A 14,159-nucleotide genomic window follows, 5' to 3' on the forward strand; every position below is an offset into this window, starting at 1 on the left:
GTCAGCGCTCCGCTACGGCGGTGCGGATGGCCGAGAGCGCCTCGGGGATGCGGGACGCGTCGGACCCGCCGCCCTGCGCCACGTCGTCCTTGCCTCCGCCGCCGCCACCGAGGATCTTCGCCGCGGTGCGTACCAGCGCCCCCGCCTTGACCCCGGCGCTCCGCGCGGCCTCGTTCGTGGCGACGAGCACCAGCGGACGGTCCTGGGAGACACCGGTCGCGGCGACGACGGCGGCATCGGAGCCGAGGCGCCCGCGCAGGTCGAGGACGAGCGTCCGCAGTTCGTCCGCGCCGCCGATCTCGCCGGCGTCGTGCGCGATGAGCCGGACGCCGTCGACGTCGACGGCGGTGTCCACGAGGGACCCCGCGGCAGCGGCGAGCTGTTCCTTGCGGAGCCGGTCGAGTTCCTTCTCGGCCGCCTTGAGCTTGTTCAGGGTCGCCGAGAGGCGCTCCGGCAGCTGCGCCGAGGGCACCTTCAGCATGTCGGAGAGTTCGGAGACGAGGGCGCGCTCTGCGGCGAGGTGGCGGAACGCGTCGAGCCCCACGAGGGCCTCGACACGCCGGTTGCCGGACCCGACCGACTGCTCGCCGAGGAGCGTCAGGCTCCCGATGAGGGATGTCGACGCCACGTGCGTGCCTCCGCACAGTTCCCGTGAGAAGTCCGCGTTCATCTCGACCACGCGGACGGTCTCCCCGTACGCCTCGCCGAACAGGGCGGTGGCGCCGAGTGCCTTGGCGTCCGCCAGGGACATGATCTTGGTCTCGACCTCGTAGTTGTTGCGGATCGCGATGTTCGAGACCTCCTCGATCTCGGACCGTGCCGCGGCGCTGATGCCCTCGCCCCAGGAGAAGTCGAAGCGCAGGTAGCCCGCCTTGTTGAACGAGCCGCGCTGCAGCGCCTCGGGGCCGAGGATCTCGTGCAGGGCCGCGTGGACGATGTGCGTGCCGGAGTGCGCCTGCTCCCCCGCGTGGCGGCGCTGGCGGTCGACGGCGGCCGTCACCGTGGCGCCCGGGGCGACCTCGCCCTCCCGCACGACGGCGCGGTGCACGCTGAGGCCCTTGACGGGCCGCTGGACGTCCAGGACCTCGACGACGAAGCCGTTCCCGGTGATCAGGCCGACGTCGGCTGCCTGCCCGCCCGCCTCCGCGTAGAAGGGTGTCTGGTCGAGGACGAGCTCGATCTCGTCGCCCTGGAGCGCACTCGGGACCGACGCGCCCTTGTCGAGCACGCCGATGATGGTCGCTTCGGACGTCAGCTCGTCGTAGCCGGTGAAGACCGTCTGGCCGCGTCCGAGCAGCTCGTTGAACACGGACAGGTCGGCGTGCCCGGCCTTCTTGCCGCGGGCGTCCGCTTGGGCCCGCTGGCGCTGCTCGAGCATGAGCGAACGGAAGCCGTCGGCGTCGACAGCCAGGCCGGCCTCCTCCGCCATCTCGAGCGTCAGGTCGATCGGGAAGCCGTACGTGTCGTGCAGTGTGAAGGCATCCTGTCCGGACAGCGGGCGCTGCTCGGCCAGGGACTCACGGACCGCTTCCTCCAGCCGTGCCGTGCCGGAGGCGATGGTGCGCAGGAACGCCTTCTCCTCGGCGTAGGCGATGCGGCTGATCCGCTCGAAGTCCTTCTCGACCTCGGGGTAGACGCCCTTCATCGCGTCCCGGGACGCCGGCAGGAGCTCGGGCAGGCACGCCTTCTCGACACCGAGGAGCCGCATGGCCCGGACCGCACGGCGGATCAGGCGGCGCAGCACGTAGCCGCGGCCCTCGTTGGAGGGGGTGACGCCGTCGGCGATGAGCATGAGGGAGGACCGGATGTGGTCGGCCACCACGCGCATGCGGACGTCGTCCGTGTGGTGCGGGTCGTCCTGCGATTCCGCGCTGGTGTAGGTCCTGCCACTGAGTGCCGCGGCCCGGTCGAGCACGGGGCGCACCTGGTCCGTCTCGTACATGTTCTCGACGCCCTGCAGGATCATCGCGAGGCGTTCGAGGCCCAGCCCCGTGTCGATGTTCTTCTTCGGCAGTTCGCCGAGGATCTCGAAGTCGTCCTTGCCGGTGCCTTCGCCGCGCTGGTACTGCATGAAGACGAGGTTCCAGATCTCCACATAGCGGGTGTCGTCCGCCTCGGGCCCGCCGTCGACGCCGTATTCAGGGCCGCGGTCGTAGAAGATCTCGGAGCAGGGGCCCGCGGGGCCGGGCTGGCCGGTGGACCAGTAGTTGTCCTTCTTGCCCATCTTCTGGATGCGTCCGGCGGGGACGCCGATGCTGTCGCGCCAGATCGCCAGCGCTTCCTCGTCCTCGTGGTAGACCGTGATCCAGAGCTTCTCCGCCGGCAGCCCGAAGCCGCCGTCGGCCACGTCGCTGGTCAGCAGCTGCCAGGCGAGACGGATGGCGTCGGCCTTGAAGTAGTCACCGAAGGAGAAGTTGCCGCACATCTGGAAGAAGGTGCCGTGGCGGGCGGTCTTGCCGACCTCCTCGATGTCGCCCGTGCGGATGCACTTCTGGACGCTCGTCGCCCGGCTATAGGGAGCCTCTTCGCGCGCCGTGAGATAGGGGATGAACGGCACCATGCCGGCGACGGTGAACAGGAGCGACGGGTCGGAGGAAATCAGCGACGCCGAGGGCACGACCGTGTGCCCGTTCTTCTCGAAGTAGCTCAGCCAGCGGCTGGCGATCTCGTGGGACTTCATGGGGCAATCCTTCTGGTGGTCGGGACGCGGCGGAGCGGGAGCATCTGCGGGCCCGCGCTGCGGAAAGCTGGGCCGCGGTCAGGACACGGCGCGGTCGGGACACGCCGCACCGGGCGGCGTGCAGGGGCAGGACGTGCGGGCTGTCCTAGCGGATGGCGCGGCGCGCGGCGGGCAGCGCGTCGGCGGTACCGGCGTCGGACGCGGCGGGAGCGTCGACACCGAGCGCGGCACGGAGATCGCCCTCGCGCTCGGCCATCGCTGTGCGCAGCGTGTCCGCGAAGTCCGCGATGCTGTCGCTGATCTGCCCGACGGCGCGGTTCAGGCCCTCGGGCCCGAGGGTCGATCTGGCCTGGGACACCTTGCGCACGGCGGCGACGCCGATGGTGATGCCGGCTGCCAGCCAGAAGGCTCTTCTGATCATCGTTCTCTCCGGTTCGGTGGGGGGACTAGCGGCTGCGCCGACGGCGGGCAGGCGACTTGCGGCCCGCGAGGGCCGAGCGGACACCGTACGAGAACGCCGACACCTTGATGAGCGGAGAGCCGATCGTGGCGGCAACGAGCGACGACAGGGCGGAGATGTTGGCCGACGCGTCGGAGACGTTCGAGGTGATGCCGTCGACGGTCCTGAGCTGCTGGTGGGTGGTGCTCACCGTGCTCGTGACCTCCTCGATCAGCGGGGTCGTCTCGTCGGTGACGGTGCGGATGGCCTTGCGCAGCTCGTCGAACACGCGGCCGAGCTTCCAGATCGGCACGGCCAGCAGCAGTACCAGGACAGCGAACACGCCAGCAGCTATCAGGCCCGCAATATCTCCACCTGACATGGGCGGTCTCCTTTACGCAGGGGTGCACCGCCTCTCGGGCGGGCATGGGAATTCTTGCTCCTAGTACCTTACAGAACGAAGAGCCCGCGGCGTGTGCCGCGGGCTCCTGGTCTGCACGTCTCGCTCGAGGCTGCCCGATACGGTCAGCCGGCGCGACTAGCGTGCGTAGTACTCGACGACGAGCTGCTCTTCGCAGGTCACGGGGACCTCGGAGCGCTTCGGGCGACGCACGAGGCGCGCCTGGAGCTTGTCGAGCTGGACGTCCAGGTAGCCGGGAACGGCGGGGAGGACGTCGCGGTGCGCACCAGCGGCAGCAACCTGCAGCGGGACCATGGTCTCGCTGCGGCTGTGCACGTGGATGAGCTGGCCTTCGGCCACGCGGAACGACGGGCGGTCCACGCGGGCGCCGTCGACCATGATGTGGCGGTGGACGATGAGCTGGCGCGCCTGGGCACTCGTACGGGCGAAGCCGGCACGGAGCACGAGGGCGTCGAGACGCATCTCGAGCAGTTCGATCAGGTTCTCACCGGTCAGGCCTGCGGTCCGGCGCGCTTCTTCGAAGATGCGGGCCATCTGCGCTTCGCGGATGTTGTACTGGGCGCGCAGACGCTGCTTTTCGCGCAGGCGTACGGCGTAGTCACTGTCCTGCTTGCGACGCGCGCGGCCGTGCTGGCCCGGCGCGTACGGCCGACGCTCGAGGTACTTCTCGGCCTTGGGGGTCAGAGCAATGCCGAGGGCCCGCGAAATGCGGACCTTGCGGCGGGCACGTGTGTTGTTAGCCACGTTCACCTTTCGATTTTTGCGGCGAAGAAGCGGAGGCCCCGAGGGCATCCGCACTTCCTGGTGTCGCTGGCCTCCACTTGCGGAGAGCCGGGATTGGCCGCTTCCCGGTACTACAGTGCGCTGCGACCCTGGCCGCCACCCCGAACCGGACAGCAGGAAACCTGCGGAACGGCGGAGGAGGGAGGCTGGTACACGGCGACTTGCCAGTCAGCCTTCAATGCTAGCAGTCGGCCCACCGGGCCACCGAATCGTAGGGACGGGAAACCTGCGCCCTTCCATCTCGCACCGCCCCGCCGGGCGGTGTCGGGCCGTGTCGGGCCGTGTCGGGCCGTGTCGGGTCTGTCCCCGGCGCTACTTCCCCCGGATGATCCGCCGGAGCTTCGCGAGGCGGGAGGCGATGTCCCGCTCGACGCCCCGGTCCGTCGGCTCGTAGTAGTCGCGTCCCACGAGGTCGTCCGGTGCGTACTGCTGCAGGGCGATGCCGTGCGGCTCGTCGTGCGAGTACACGTAGCCCTTCCCGTGCCCGAGCTGCGATGCTCCCGGGTAGTGCGCGTCCCTCAGGTGGGCGGGGATCCCCTGGCCCCGGCCGGCCCTCACGTCCGCGATGGCAGCGTTGATGCCGTTGTACGCGGCGTTCGACTTCGGGGCGGTCGCGATGTGCACCACGGCTTCCGCGAGGATGATCCGTGCCTCGGGCATGCCCACGAGCTGCACTGCCTGGGCGGCGGCGACCGCGGTCTGGAGGGCGGTCGGATCGGCCATCCCCACGTCCTCGGACGCGGAGATCATCAGTCGCCGGGCGATGAACCGGGGGTCCTCCCCCGCCTCGAGCATCCGTGCGACGTAGTGCAGCGCGGCGTCGACGTCCGACCCTCGGAGGGACTTGATGAAGGCGCTCGCCACGTCGTAGTGCTGGTCCCCCGCGCGGTCGTAGCGCAGGGCGGCGACGTCGACGGCCTTCTCGGCGTGGTCCAGCGTGACTCGGACGGGAGCCGCGTCCCCGCCTGCGTCGTCGCCCGCTCCGTCGTCGTCCTCGCCGTCGGTCCAGTCCTCACCGCCCCGGTGCGCGCCGGGCTGCGGTTCCCGTTCGGAGTGTGCGACGCCGGCCGCCGCCTCCAGCGCCGTCAGGCCGCGCCGCGCGTCACCGGCCGCCAGGCGGACGAGGTGCTCGAGTGCCTCCTCCGAGAGTTCCACGGTGCCCGCCAGGCCGCGCTCGTCGTCGACGGCGCGCTGCAGCAGGCCGCGGATGTCCGATTCGTCCAGCGGACGGAGTGTCTGCAGGAGCGAGCGGGACAGCAGCGGTGACACCACGGAGAACGAGGGGTTCTCCGTGGTGGCGGCGATCAGCACCACCCACCCGTTCTCCACGCCGGGCAGCAGCGCATCCTGCTGGGCCTTGTTGAAGCGGTGGATCTCGTCGAGGAACAGCACGGTGGTCTGCCGGTACAGGTCCCGGGAGGTGAGGGCGTCGTCCATGACGCGCCGGACGTCCTTGACCCCGGCTGTGATGGCGGACAGCTCGACGAACTTCCGGCCCTGGCCGCGCGCGATCACGTGGGCGAGGGTCGTCTTGCCGGTGCCCGGCGGGCCCCAGAGGATCACGGACGACGGCGCCGCGTGGGCTCCGGGATCGTGCTCGCCGGCGAGCGTGCGGAGCGGTGATCCGCGGCCGAGCAGGTGCTGCTGCCCCACGACCTCGTCCAGGCTGCGGGGACGCATGCGCACGGCGAGGGGGCTGCGAGGCCGCACGACGCCGGGCGCACGGACGCCACCGGCAGGTGGGTCGTCCGACTCGTCGTCCTCCGCCGCGGCACTGAATAGATCATTCACAGCGCCAACGTTACTGTGGGGCACTGACCCGGCCGCTCCCGCGGTGGCCCCGGGCGGTTGCCGTCGCGAGCGGAAAGGAAGGCCATGCCCGCCAGATCCGTCCTCGTCGAGGTGCAGCGCCTCGACGGCTGGCTCGCCCGGTTCGGGGAGCGCAACGGCTCCTACTCCCTGCACCCCGAGGCGGAAAAATCCGACGGTTCCGTGAGGGTGACGGGCGCAAACGGCTGCACCGCGGTCCTCAGCCCACCCCTGCCGGGAGCGCCGGCACCCGCCGGAGCCGGCGCGGACGACCTCCTGCGGGCCCTGGTGTCCGGGGTCGACGCATCGGCCGTCGTGGGCCTCCTGCTGGTCCGGCGCGGCGGCTACTCCGTCGGGGTCGCCCGGGCGGGCGCGGTCCTGTCCTCGAAGACGGGGACGCGGTACGTCCAGGGCAGGACGGCCGCCGGGGGCTGGTCCCAGCAGCGCTTCGCCCGCCGGCGCGCGAACCAGGCCGATGCCCTCGTGGAGGAGACGGCCGCCCGCGCCGCGGCGCTCTACGCAGCGGAACCGCCGTCGTGCCTCCAGCTCGGCGGCGACAGGGCGCTCGCGACCAGCACGCTCGGCGAGCCGGTGCTCGCCCCCTACGCCGGGCTCCCGCAGGTCCCCTTCCTCACGGTGCCCGATCCCCGCTTCGCGGTCCTCAAGGACGCGGCCCGCTCGGCGCTGTCGATCAGGATCACGGTGACCGACCCGCCGACCGTTCCCTGACGCAGTCCGTGCCCGCACTCCAAACGGGCCGAAGCCGTGCCTGTCCGTGCCCGCGCCCTGACCGATCCTGTCTCACTCCTGCCCGCGCCCGCGCTCTGACCGGGTCGGAAGCGTATCTGCCCGCGGCCTGACCGATCCGGGTGGCGGGCCCGAATTGTTCCCGCTCAGGCGTCCCGGGAGGCCGCCGTGCGCAGGGCCGTGATGGCGGAGGCGGCGTCGTCCGCCCCGTAGACCGAGGAACCCGCGACGAACACCGTGGCCCCGGCATCCGCGGCACGGAGGATGGTCTCCTCCGTGATGCCGCCGTCGACCTGGATGACCAGGTCGAGTCCCGCACCCTCGATGGCTGCCGCGGCCCGGCGGATCTTCGGCAGCGTGAGGTCTAGGAAGGACTGCCCGCCGAAGCCCGGCTCCACCGTCATCACGAGCAGCATGTCGAGTTCGCCGAGCATGTCGAGGTACGGCTCAATGGGTGTCGCCGGCCGCAGCGCCATGGCCGCCTTCGCGCCGGCGTCCCGCAACTCCCGGGCCAGCTTCACCGGAGCCGTGGCCGCTTCCGCGTGGAAGGTCACGGACGCGGCGCCCGCCTCCGCGTACTGCGGCGCCCAGCGGTCGGCGTCCTCGATCATGAGGTGCACATCGAGCGGCAGCGGGCTGACCTGCTGGATCCGGCGGACGACGGGCAGACCGAGCGTCAGGTTCGGCACGAAGTGGTTGTCCATCACGTCCACGTGCACGGCGTCAGCGGAGGAGATGCGCTGCAGTTCGGCCTCGAGGTTGACGAAGTCCGCCGAGAGGATGCTCGGGTTGATACGGAGGTGCGTCACAGCCGTTCCTTTCGTTGCGGGTACACCCGGAGCGAGGTCCGTCGTCATGGGGTCTTCCGGAGCAGCGCGAGGTACATCGCGTCCGTGCCGTGGACGTGCGGCCAGAGCTGCGCACTGGTCCCGTGGCCGGCACCGAGCGCTCCCCCGATGCTCACGGCGTCGAGCGCCGCACCCGCATCGAGCCGCTCGAATCCCGGGCGCTTCCGCAGGCAGTCGTCGACGACGGCGTCCGTCTCCGCGTGGTGCGGCGAGCAGGTCACGTAGGCGACGACGCCGCCCGGCGCAACGGCGTCGAGGGCGGACGCGAGGAGGTCGCGCTGCAGGGGCGCCAGCCCCACGAGGTCCGCCGGCTTGCGCCGCCACCGGGACTCCGGGCGGCGCCGCAGCGCTCCGAGGCCGGTGCAGGGGGCGTCGACGAGGACGCGGTCGTAGCGGTCCGGCTGCTCCCGCCCGACCTCGCGCCCGTCGCCCACGCGCACCGTCCACGAGTCCTCGGGCAGCGGCCGCAGGGCCTGCCGCACGAGCTGGGCGCGGTGCGGGACCGGCTCGTTCGCGGTGAGGTGGACGCCGCTGTCCTGGCCGATCGCCGCGAGCAGGGCCGTCTTGCCGCCGGGACCGGCGCACAGGTCGAGCCATTCCTCCGCGCCTTCCCCGCGTCCCGTCCCGAGGTCCACGGCGGCCAGGGCACGGGCCACGAGCTGCGACCCCGAATCCTGCACGCGGATGGTACCCGTCGAGACCCCGGGGAGCCGGCTGACGTCGCCGCCCGAGTAGTAGGCCGAGCCGGGAGCGAGGCGTCCGGGCTCGGCTCCTTCCGCCAGCGCGTCGTCCAGCGAGGCGAGTCCCGGCAGTGCCACGAGGTGCACCACGGGCGCGGCATTGTCCGCGGCCAGCAGCGCGTCGATCTCGGCGACGTCGCGCCCATGGGCGACGAGTGCCTGGCGCAGTGCGCGGACGATCCACTCGGGGTGGCTGTACGTCAGGGCTGCGATGGCGGTCGCGTCCGTCATGCCGTCGACGAGCTCGCCGATCCACCCGTCGAGATCGAGCGCGGTGACCTTGCGGAGCACGGCGTTGACCAGCGACGACGGTCCGGCACCGATGACGGCGCGCACCAATCCCACGGTCTGGTCCAGGGCGGCGTGGGCGGGCACGCGCATGGCGAGCAGCTGGTGGACCCCGATCCGCAGCGCGTCCAGCACCGCGGGATCGAGCTGGTCGAGCGGCCGGTCTACGCAGCGGGCGAGGACGGCGTCGTAGGTCCCCTGGCCCCGGAGGGCCCCGTAGGTCAGTTCGGTCGCAAACCCGGCATCCCGGCGGTCAAGTTTGTGCTTGCGGATGCTCGCCGGCAGCACAAGGTTTGCGTAGGCGTCCTCGGCGGCGACGGCCCGCAGGACCTCGAACGCCACCAGGCGTGCGGGATCGGCACGGCGTGTGCGCTGCGCCGGGGCGGCCTGCGAGAACTGCCGCTCGCCGCCCCGGTTGCGCTCGCGCCCCTGCTCGTTGCGCCGCCGGTTGCTGCCCTGCCCCCCGCCCTTGCCGGCTGATCCCCTGGCCCCGGAGCCGCCGGACCCGCCGGACCCCCCGTTGGTTCCGCCGGATCCCCTGTTCGTGCCTCCGGTAGCGCTCACTCGAACACCAGCTCTCCGCGCGTCGCCGCGCCACGTGCCCAATCGAGGGCATCCATCATCTTCTTGCCGGCCGGCTGGAGGGTCCCGAGGGCCACCGGTTCCGTACCCGTCCCTACCCGCACTTCCCGCCCGACGACCTGCAGGGCACCCGGTGCCGGCCGGGCAGGCCCGCCTCCGGCGTCGGACGCCGTTCCGGTGCCGTGCGCCGGAGGCGCTACCGAGCCGATCTTCACGCGCTGACCGTCGAGGGTGGTCCATGCACCGGGTTCGGGGGTGACCGCATTGATGCGGCGCCGCACCGCGACGGCCGGCTGCAACCAGTCGATGCGCGCGTCGTCGATGGTGAGTTTCGGTGCGAAGGTCGGCTCACCGGCCTGCGGGGTGGCCGTCACGCGACCGGCGTCGATGCCGGACAGGGTCTGCACGAGGAGGACTGCGCCGCTGTGCGACAGCCGCTCGAGGACCTCGCCGCTCGTGGCCCCGGGCTCCAGGGTCTCGGTCATGACACCGAAGACGGGCCCCGTGTCGAGCCCTTCCTCCAGCCGGAACGTGGTGGCCCCTGTGATGTCATCCCCTGCGAGCACGGCGTGCTGCACCGGAGCCGCACCCCGCCAGGCGGGGAGCACGGAGAAGTGCAGGTTGATCCAGCCGTGCTCGGGAACGGCGAGTCCGGCCGGCGGCACGATCCCGCCATAGGCGACGATCGCCGCCGCGTCGAGGTCCAGGGTCCCGAGGTGGTCGATCAGTTCCGGCGTGAAGCGGTTCGCCTTGAGGACCGCCAATCCCAGGTCCTCGGCGGCCGCGGCGACCGGGCTCGGGGTCAGGACCTTCCTGCGGCCCACCGGAGCGTCGACGCGGGTGAGCACGGCGGCGACGTCGAAGCTGGCGTCCACGAGGGCACGCAGCGACGGCACGGCGACCTCGGGTGTCCCGGCGAACAGGATCCTCATCGGGCGCCCTGCCCGGACGTCCCCGTGCTGCGGGTCGCCGTTTTGCCGGCTGCGGGCCCCGGCGTGAAGCTCGAGCCGAGCGACAGGGAGCGCTGCGCGGCGGTGCGGGAGGTGACGCGGTTGTACTCCGCGCTGCGGATGGCCCTGAGGGCGTTCTTGCGGTCCTCGCCCTCGAGGCGGTCGATGTACAGGGTGCCACGGAGGTGGTCGGTCTCGTGCTGCAGTGCCCGGGCCAGCATGCCCGTCCCCTCGACCACGACGTCGCCGCCCGAGGCGTCCTTGCCCGTGACGCGTGCCCAGTCCGTCCTGCCCACGTAGCTTCCCAGACCGGGGACCGACAGGCAGCCTTCGACGTCGGACTCCCCCTGGGACTCCCCGCCGACCTCGAGCACCGGGTTCACCACGTGGCCCTGCACGCCGTCGACGCGGTAGGTGAACACCTGCAGCCCGATGCCGACCTGGGGAGCGGCGAGGCCCGCTCCCTGGACATCGATCATCGTCTCGGTCATGTCCTCGACCAACCGGGCCAGCTCCGGTCCGAAGTCGGTGACCTCCGCTGCCGGCGTGCGGAGGATCGGGTCGCCGATCATTCGGATACTCAGGACGGCCATCGGTGCTCTGTTCCTCGCTTCGGTCGCGGAACGCGCGGAATGCGCGGAGATTGTCGGTGCCCGCGGCGTAACGCCGCGAGGCTCGCATCAATCCTAGTGCCGCTGGATGGCGCGCCGGGCAGGAACCGACTCGGGAACGCGACCCGCGCCGGAACCCGGTGACCAAGCCCCGCGCCAGAACCCCCGCCCGGAAGCGCGGCCGACCTCAGGCGGGCAGTGCGGACACGGTCGGGGCGACCTTGCCGGGCGGGGGCCCGATCGGCAGCAGGGCCCGCCCGGCCTCCTCGGCGTCCAGCCCTGCCTCCCACGCCCGCCGCAGGGCGCAGAACCGCAACCAGTGATTGCGCAGCACGGCCGGGTTGGCCCGCATGGCCCGCACCTCGGTCTGTCCCACCGCGACCCCGAGCAGGAGCGGCTGGTCCCCGTGCGCCCAGGGGCGCCATTCGCCCTTCTGGGGATCCACGAGCGATTCCTCCGCCTTCATCCCCGCGACCAGCTGCATGACCACCTTGTCGTCGAGGGCCTTCACGAAGCCGTCCCTGTCGGTGTTCTTGGTCTTGTAGTCGATGAGGCACGTCCTCCCGCCGATCGTGGCCACGAGGTCCAGCGTCCCCGCGTAGCCAAGTTCCGTGTTCCACACGGTCAGCTCCGGTTCGACGGGACGGACGTCGTACAGCTCCCACCACTCGTCGAACCGCTGCGCGAAGCCCCCCTCGCCGTTCTCCTCCAGCGCCAGCCGTGCGGCGTCGAGCTCCTCGGGGCGGCCGAGCGCCCGCAGGGCTACCTGCTCGCAGTAGTGGTGCACGCGCGTGCCCCGCTGGGCGGCGTCGTCCCGATAGCGTTCGGCTGCCGCGGCGGCCTCCTTGACCGCCGTCCTGAGCTCCGTCGGATTCGACAGCGCGCCGGGAAGGCGCGGGTCCCGTGACAGCGCACTGGCGGCCATGTGGCCGAACCAGCCGCCGAGGGAGCTGGGCAGCTGCGAGATGACGGTGGTGATGGACGGGACGGATGGCTGGTCCGCGGTGGAACGGGCGTACATCCTGCCGTGGGGTGTGGCATGTGCCAGGAGCGGGGCGGTCATGATTCCAGTCTCTCAGGTGCCTCTGACAGGTCCAGGACACCGCGGCCAGACAGGGTGCAGATGTCCCAGGACACCCCGGCCGGACACGGCGGGCCGACGCCGATTGGACGAACCTCCAAACGTCCTATAGAGTTTTTTCTCGTTGGAAAACGAAGAAACACCGCGAAATGCACGGCATCGAACGGGAATCTCGGGTGTTTTTTCCTTCTGCGGACGTAGCTCAGCTGGCTAGAGCACCACCTTGCCAAGGTGGATGTCGCGGGTTCGAATCCCGTCGTCCGCTCGCAAGTCACTGTAAAGCCGGATCAGTCCGGTGACCGGAGCCATCCGGTCATGGTGGGGTGGCCGAGAGGCGAGGCAGCGGCCTGCAAAGCCGTATACGCGGGTTCGAATCCCGTCCCCACCTCGTTACGGTACGAGCACCATGAAAATGGGCGATTGGCGCAGCGGTAGCGCGCTTCCCTGACACGGAAGAGGTCACTGGTTCGATCCCAGTATCGCCCACTACGGCGCCCCCTCGGGGGCGCTTTTTTGCGGACGTAGCTCAGCTGGCTAGAGCACCACCTTGCCAAGGTGGATGTCGCGGGTTCGAATCCCGTCGTCCGCTCTCAGGCCGGTCGTCGGCCGTTGCCCGGTCCTGGCGAGGACCGGGCATTTTTTGTGCCCCGTTTCATGCCCTGTTTTATGCCCTGCGCGTACCCGCCGCCCTTCTGCCCCTTCTCGGGGGACATCCCCAGCGCCGTGCCCTAAGATCCATGGTGCGGAAACGGACTGCGTTTCCACGACCGAAAGGAGGTGTCCGTGGGTTTATTGGATGGGCTCAAGGGCAAGGCCGGCACCCTCGCGGGTAAGGCGACCGAACTCATTGGCGATAATTCCGACAAGGTGAAGAACGGCATCGGAAAGGCTGGCGGCTTCGTCGACAGCAGGACCCATGGCAAGTACTCACATCACATCACCGGAGTGCAGGCGAAGGCTTCGGAGATGGTCGACAGGATCGACAAGAAGGACGGCAAGGGCGACGTCGGCCCTACCTCCCCGCCGGCCGTGTAATTCCCAGCCCGGCAATAAGGAAGCGCCGGTCCCGCCGAGAGGCGGCACCGGCGCTTCTCGCGTCTGCGGGGTCCGTCGGTCCTCCTGCAGGACAGCTAGGACGCCACCTCGCTCCCCTGGCGCGCCAGGGCCGTGAGGCGGGAGACCGCGCGGTAGTACTTCTTCATGTAGCCCCCACCCATCATCTCCTCCGTGAAGAGGTGGTCGAAGGTGGTCCCGCTCGCCATGATCGGCACGTCCCGGTCGTACAGCCTGTCGGCCAGGACCACGAAGCGCAGGGCCACGGCCTGCTCGGTGATGGTCTCCACGTTGTGCCATGCGACGGCGTCGATGCCGTCGAGGAGCTGCCGGTAGCGGCTCGGGTGCACGTCGGCGAGGTGCCGGATGAGGTCCCCGAAGTCGTCCTCCGCGAGGACGCCGCCGGAGTAGGAGGAGATCCGCTCCTGCAGGGCGGCGTCGTCGAGCGCGTCCGGAGCCTGCGGGAGCCCGCGGTGCCGGTAGTCCTCGCCGTCGATCCGTGCCACCTCGAACTGGTCCGCGAGAACCTGGATCTCCCGCTGGAAGTCCTCCGCGGCGAAGCGCCCGTCGCCCAGGGACCCGGGGAGGGTGTTCGACGTCGCGGCGAGCTTGACGCCGGCGTCGGCCAGTTCCCTCATCAGGCGGGACATCAGCACGGTGTCCCCCGGATCGTCGAGCTCGAACTCGTCGATGCACACGAGGCTGTAGCCGCTCAGGGCGTCGACGGTCTTGCGGAAGCTCAGCGCACCCACGAGGTTCGTGTACTCGACGAACGTCCCGAAGGCCTTTTTCCCCGAGGACGCATGCCACAGCGAGGCGAGCAGGTGGGTCTTGCCGACGCCGAATCCGCCGTCGAGGTAGATCCCCGCCCGCGTCGTGGCCTTCTTCCCGCCGCCGAACAGCTTGCGGAACCCCGACGGCTCGGGCTCGTTGACGGAGGTGGCGAACTCGCGGAGCTTGGAGACGGCCGCCGACTGGGACGGCTGCTGGGGATCCGGACGGTAGGTGTCGAAGGACACCTCCCCGAAGCGGGGCGATGGGTAGAACCCGCCCAGCAACTCGTTGACGGAGACCTTGGGCGATCGCTCTGTCAGGTGTTCGATGGCTGGCACTGGGGACCGCTTTCT

The 14,159-nt window shown here is 70.7% G+C and carries 13 protein-coding genes and 4 tRNA genes; 6 read left to right on the top strand and 11 right to left on the bottom strand.

Translation table 11 applies throughout. The annotated features are described in order from the left end of the window. Position 1 precedes the first annotated feature (1 nt). From alaS to ACX80I_RS00660, 5 genes are all read right to left on the bottom strand, one after another. Positions 2-2,680 carry an alanine--tRNA ligase gene (gene alaS / locus ACX80I_RS00640; RefSeq protein WP_459343272.1) on the bottom strand — a complete coding sequence of 893 codons (2,679 nt, stop codon included), beginning with the start codon at positions 2,678-2,680 and terminating at the stop codon, positions 2-4. 145 nt (positions 2,681-2,825) lie between these two features. Beyond that, on the bottom strand, positions 2,826-3,101 hold the full coding sequence (locus ACX80I_RS00645) for a hypothetical protein (protein WP_459343273.1): 276 nt from the start codon (positions 3,099-3,101) through the stop codon (positions 2,826-2,828). 25 nt (positions 3,102-3,126) lie between these two features. Continuing rightward, positions 3,127-3,501: a DUF948 domain-containing protein gene (locus tag ACX80I_RS00650; RefSeq protein WP_087075824.1), complete on the bottom strand. Its 375-nt coding sequence runs from the start codon at positions 3,499-3,501 to the stop codon at positions 3,127-3,129. A 156-nt stretch (positions 3,502-3,657) separates the two neighbouring features. Beyond that, entirely contained in the window at positions 3,658-4,284 is a 627-nt protein-coding gene (gene rpsD, locus ACX80I_RS00655) for a 30S ribosomal protein S4 (protein WP_055771608.1), read from the bottom strand. A gap of 351 nt (positions 4,285-4,635) precedes the next feature. Beyond that, entirely contained in the window at positions 4,636-6,114 is a 1,479-nt protein-coding gene (locus tag ACX80I_RS00660; protein WP_459343274.1) for a replication-associated recombination protein A, read from the bottom strand. Between the two features lie 84 nt (positions 6,115-6,198). Here ACX80I_RS00660 and ACX80I_RS00665 point away from each other — a divergent pair, with 84 nt between their 5' ends. Beyond that, entirely contained in the window at positions 6,199-6,861 is a 663-nt protein-coding gene (locus ACX80I_RS00665) for an acVLRF1 family peptidyl-tRNA hydrolase (protein WP_459343275.1), read from the top strand. A 164-nt stretch (positions 6,862-7,025) separates the two neighbouring features. Here the strand turns inward: ACX80I_RS00665 and rpe are convergent, their stop codons facing one another. From rpe to ACX80I_RS00690, 5 genes are all read right to left on the bottom strand, one after another. Then, positions 7,026-7,688 (bottom strand): ribulose-phosphate 3-epimerase, encoded by a 663-nt coding sequence (gene rpe, locus ACX80I_RS00670; protein WP_459343276.1) that lies wholly within the window; start codon positions 7,686-7,688, stop codon positions 7,026-7,028. Positions 7,689-7,732: 44 nt separating this feature from the next. Further along, positions 7,733-9,319: an RsmB/NOP family class I SAM-dependent RNA methyltransferase gene (locus ACX80I_RS00675; protein ID WP_459343277.1), complete on the bottom strand. Its 1,587-nt coding sequence runs from the start codon at positions 9,317-9,319 to the stop codon at positions 7,733-7,735. Next, complete coding sequence (locus tag ACX80I_RS00680) at positions 9,316-10,269, bottom strand: methionyl-tRNA formyltransferase (protein WP_459343278.1); 954 nt, start codon at positions 10,267-10,269, stop codon at positions 9,316-9,318. The genes ACX80I_RS00675 and ACX80I_RS00680 overlap by 4 nt, the downstream gene beginning before the upstream one ends. After that, complete coding sequence (def, locus tag ACX80I_RS00685; protein ID WP_459343279.1) at positions 10,266-10,880, bottom strand: peptide deformylase; 615 nt, start codon at positions 10,878-10,880, stop codon at positions 10,266-10,268. The genes ACX80I_RS00680 and def overlap by 4 nt, the downstream gene beginning before the upstream one ends. Positions 10,881-11,085: 205 nt before the next feature. After that, positions 11,086-11,961: a cytochrome gene (locus ACX80I_RS00690; protein ID WP_459343280.1), complete on the bottom strand. Its 876-nt coding sequence runs from the start codon at positions 11,959-11,961 to the stop codon at positions 11,086-11,088. A gap of 209 nt (positions 11,962-12,170) precedes the next feature. Here ACX80I_RS00690 and ACX80I_RS00695 point away from each other — a divergent pair. The 5 genes from ACX80I_RS00695 to ACX80I_RS00715 all read left to right on the top strand — a co-directional run bounded on the left by ACX80I_RS00695 (position 12,171) and on the right by ACX80I_RS00715 (position 13,014). Then, positions 12,171-12,244: transfer RNA gene (locus ACX80I_RS00695), tRNA-Gly, on the top strand. Positions 12,245-12,296: 52 nt separating this feature from the next. Continuing rightward, positions 12,297-12,367 (top strand) — tRNA-Cys (locus ACX80I_RS00700). 26 nt (positions 12,368-12,393) lie between these two features. Beyond that, positions 12,394-12,465 (top strand) — tRNA-Val (locus tag ACX80I_RS00705). Positions 12,466-12,494: 29 nt separating this feature from the next. Next, positions 12,495-12,568: transfer RNA gene (locus ACX80I_RS00710), tRNA-Gly, on the top strand. A 194-nt stretch (positions 12,569-12,762) separates the two neighbouring features. After that, positions 12,763-13,014 (top strand): antitoxin, encoded by a 252-nt coding sequence (locus ACX80I_RS00715; protein WP_459310793.1) that lies wholly within the window; start codon positions 12,763-12,765, stop codon positions 13,012-13,014. Positions 13,015-13,109: 95 nt separating this feature from the next. Here ACX80I_RS00715 and zapE read toward each other — a convergent pair whose 3' ends face one another. Continuing rightward, positions 13,110-14,144, bottom strand: coding sequence for a cell division protein ZapE (zapE, locus tag ACX80I_RS00720; protein ID WP_459343281.1), 1,035 nt, complete (start codon positions 14,142-14,144; stop codon positions 13,110-13,112). Positions 14,145-14,159 lie beyond the last annotated feature (15 nt).

The organism is Arthrobacter rhamnosi (assembly GCF_054510855.1).

Bases quoted from the DNA above. Each gene is read 5' to 3' on its own strand.
- ACX80I_RS00690 (WP_459343280.1), bottom strand. From the start codon at position 11,961: ATGACCGCCCCGCTCCTGGCACATGCCACACCCCACGGCAGGATGTAC.
- alaS (WP_459343272.1), bottom strand. From the start codon at position 2,680: ATGAAGTCCCACGAGATCGCCAGCCGCTGGCTGAGCTACTTCGAGAAG.
- ACX80I_RS00680 (WP_459343278.1), bottom strand. From the start codon at position 10,269: ATGAGGATCCTGTTCGCCGGGACACCCGAGGTCGCCGTGCCGTCGCTG.
- ACX80I_RS00665 (WP_459343275.1), top strand. From the start codon at position 6,199: ATGCCCGCCAGATCCGTCCTCGTCGAGGTGCAGCGCCTCGACGGCTGG.
- ACX80I_RS00645 (WP_459343273.1), bottom strand. From the start codon at position 3,101: ATGATCAGAAGAGCCTTCTGGCTGGCAGCCGGCATCACCATCGGCGTC.
- ACX80I_RS00650 (WP_087075824.1), bottom strand. From the start codon at position 3,501: ATGTCAGGTGGAGATATTGCGGGCCTGATAGCTGCTGGCGTGTTCGCT.
- def (WP_459343279.1), bottom strand. From the start codon at position 10,880: ATGGCCGTCCTGAGTATCCGAATGATCGGCGACCCGATCCTCCGCACG.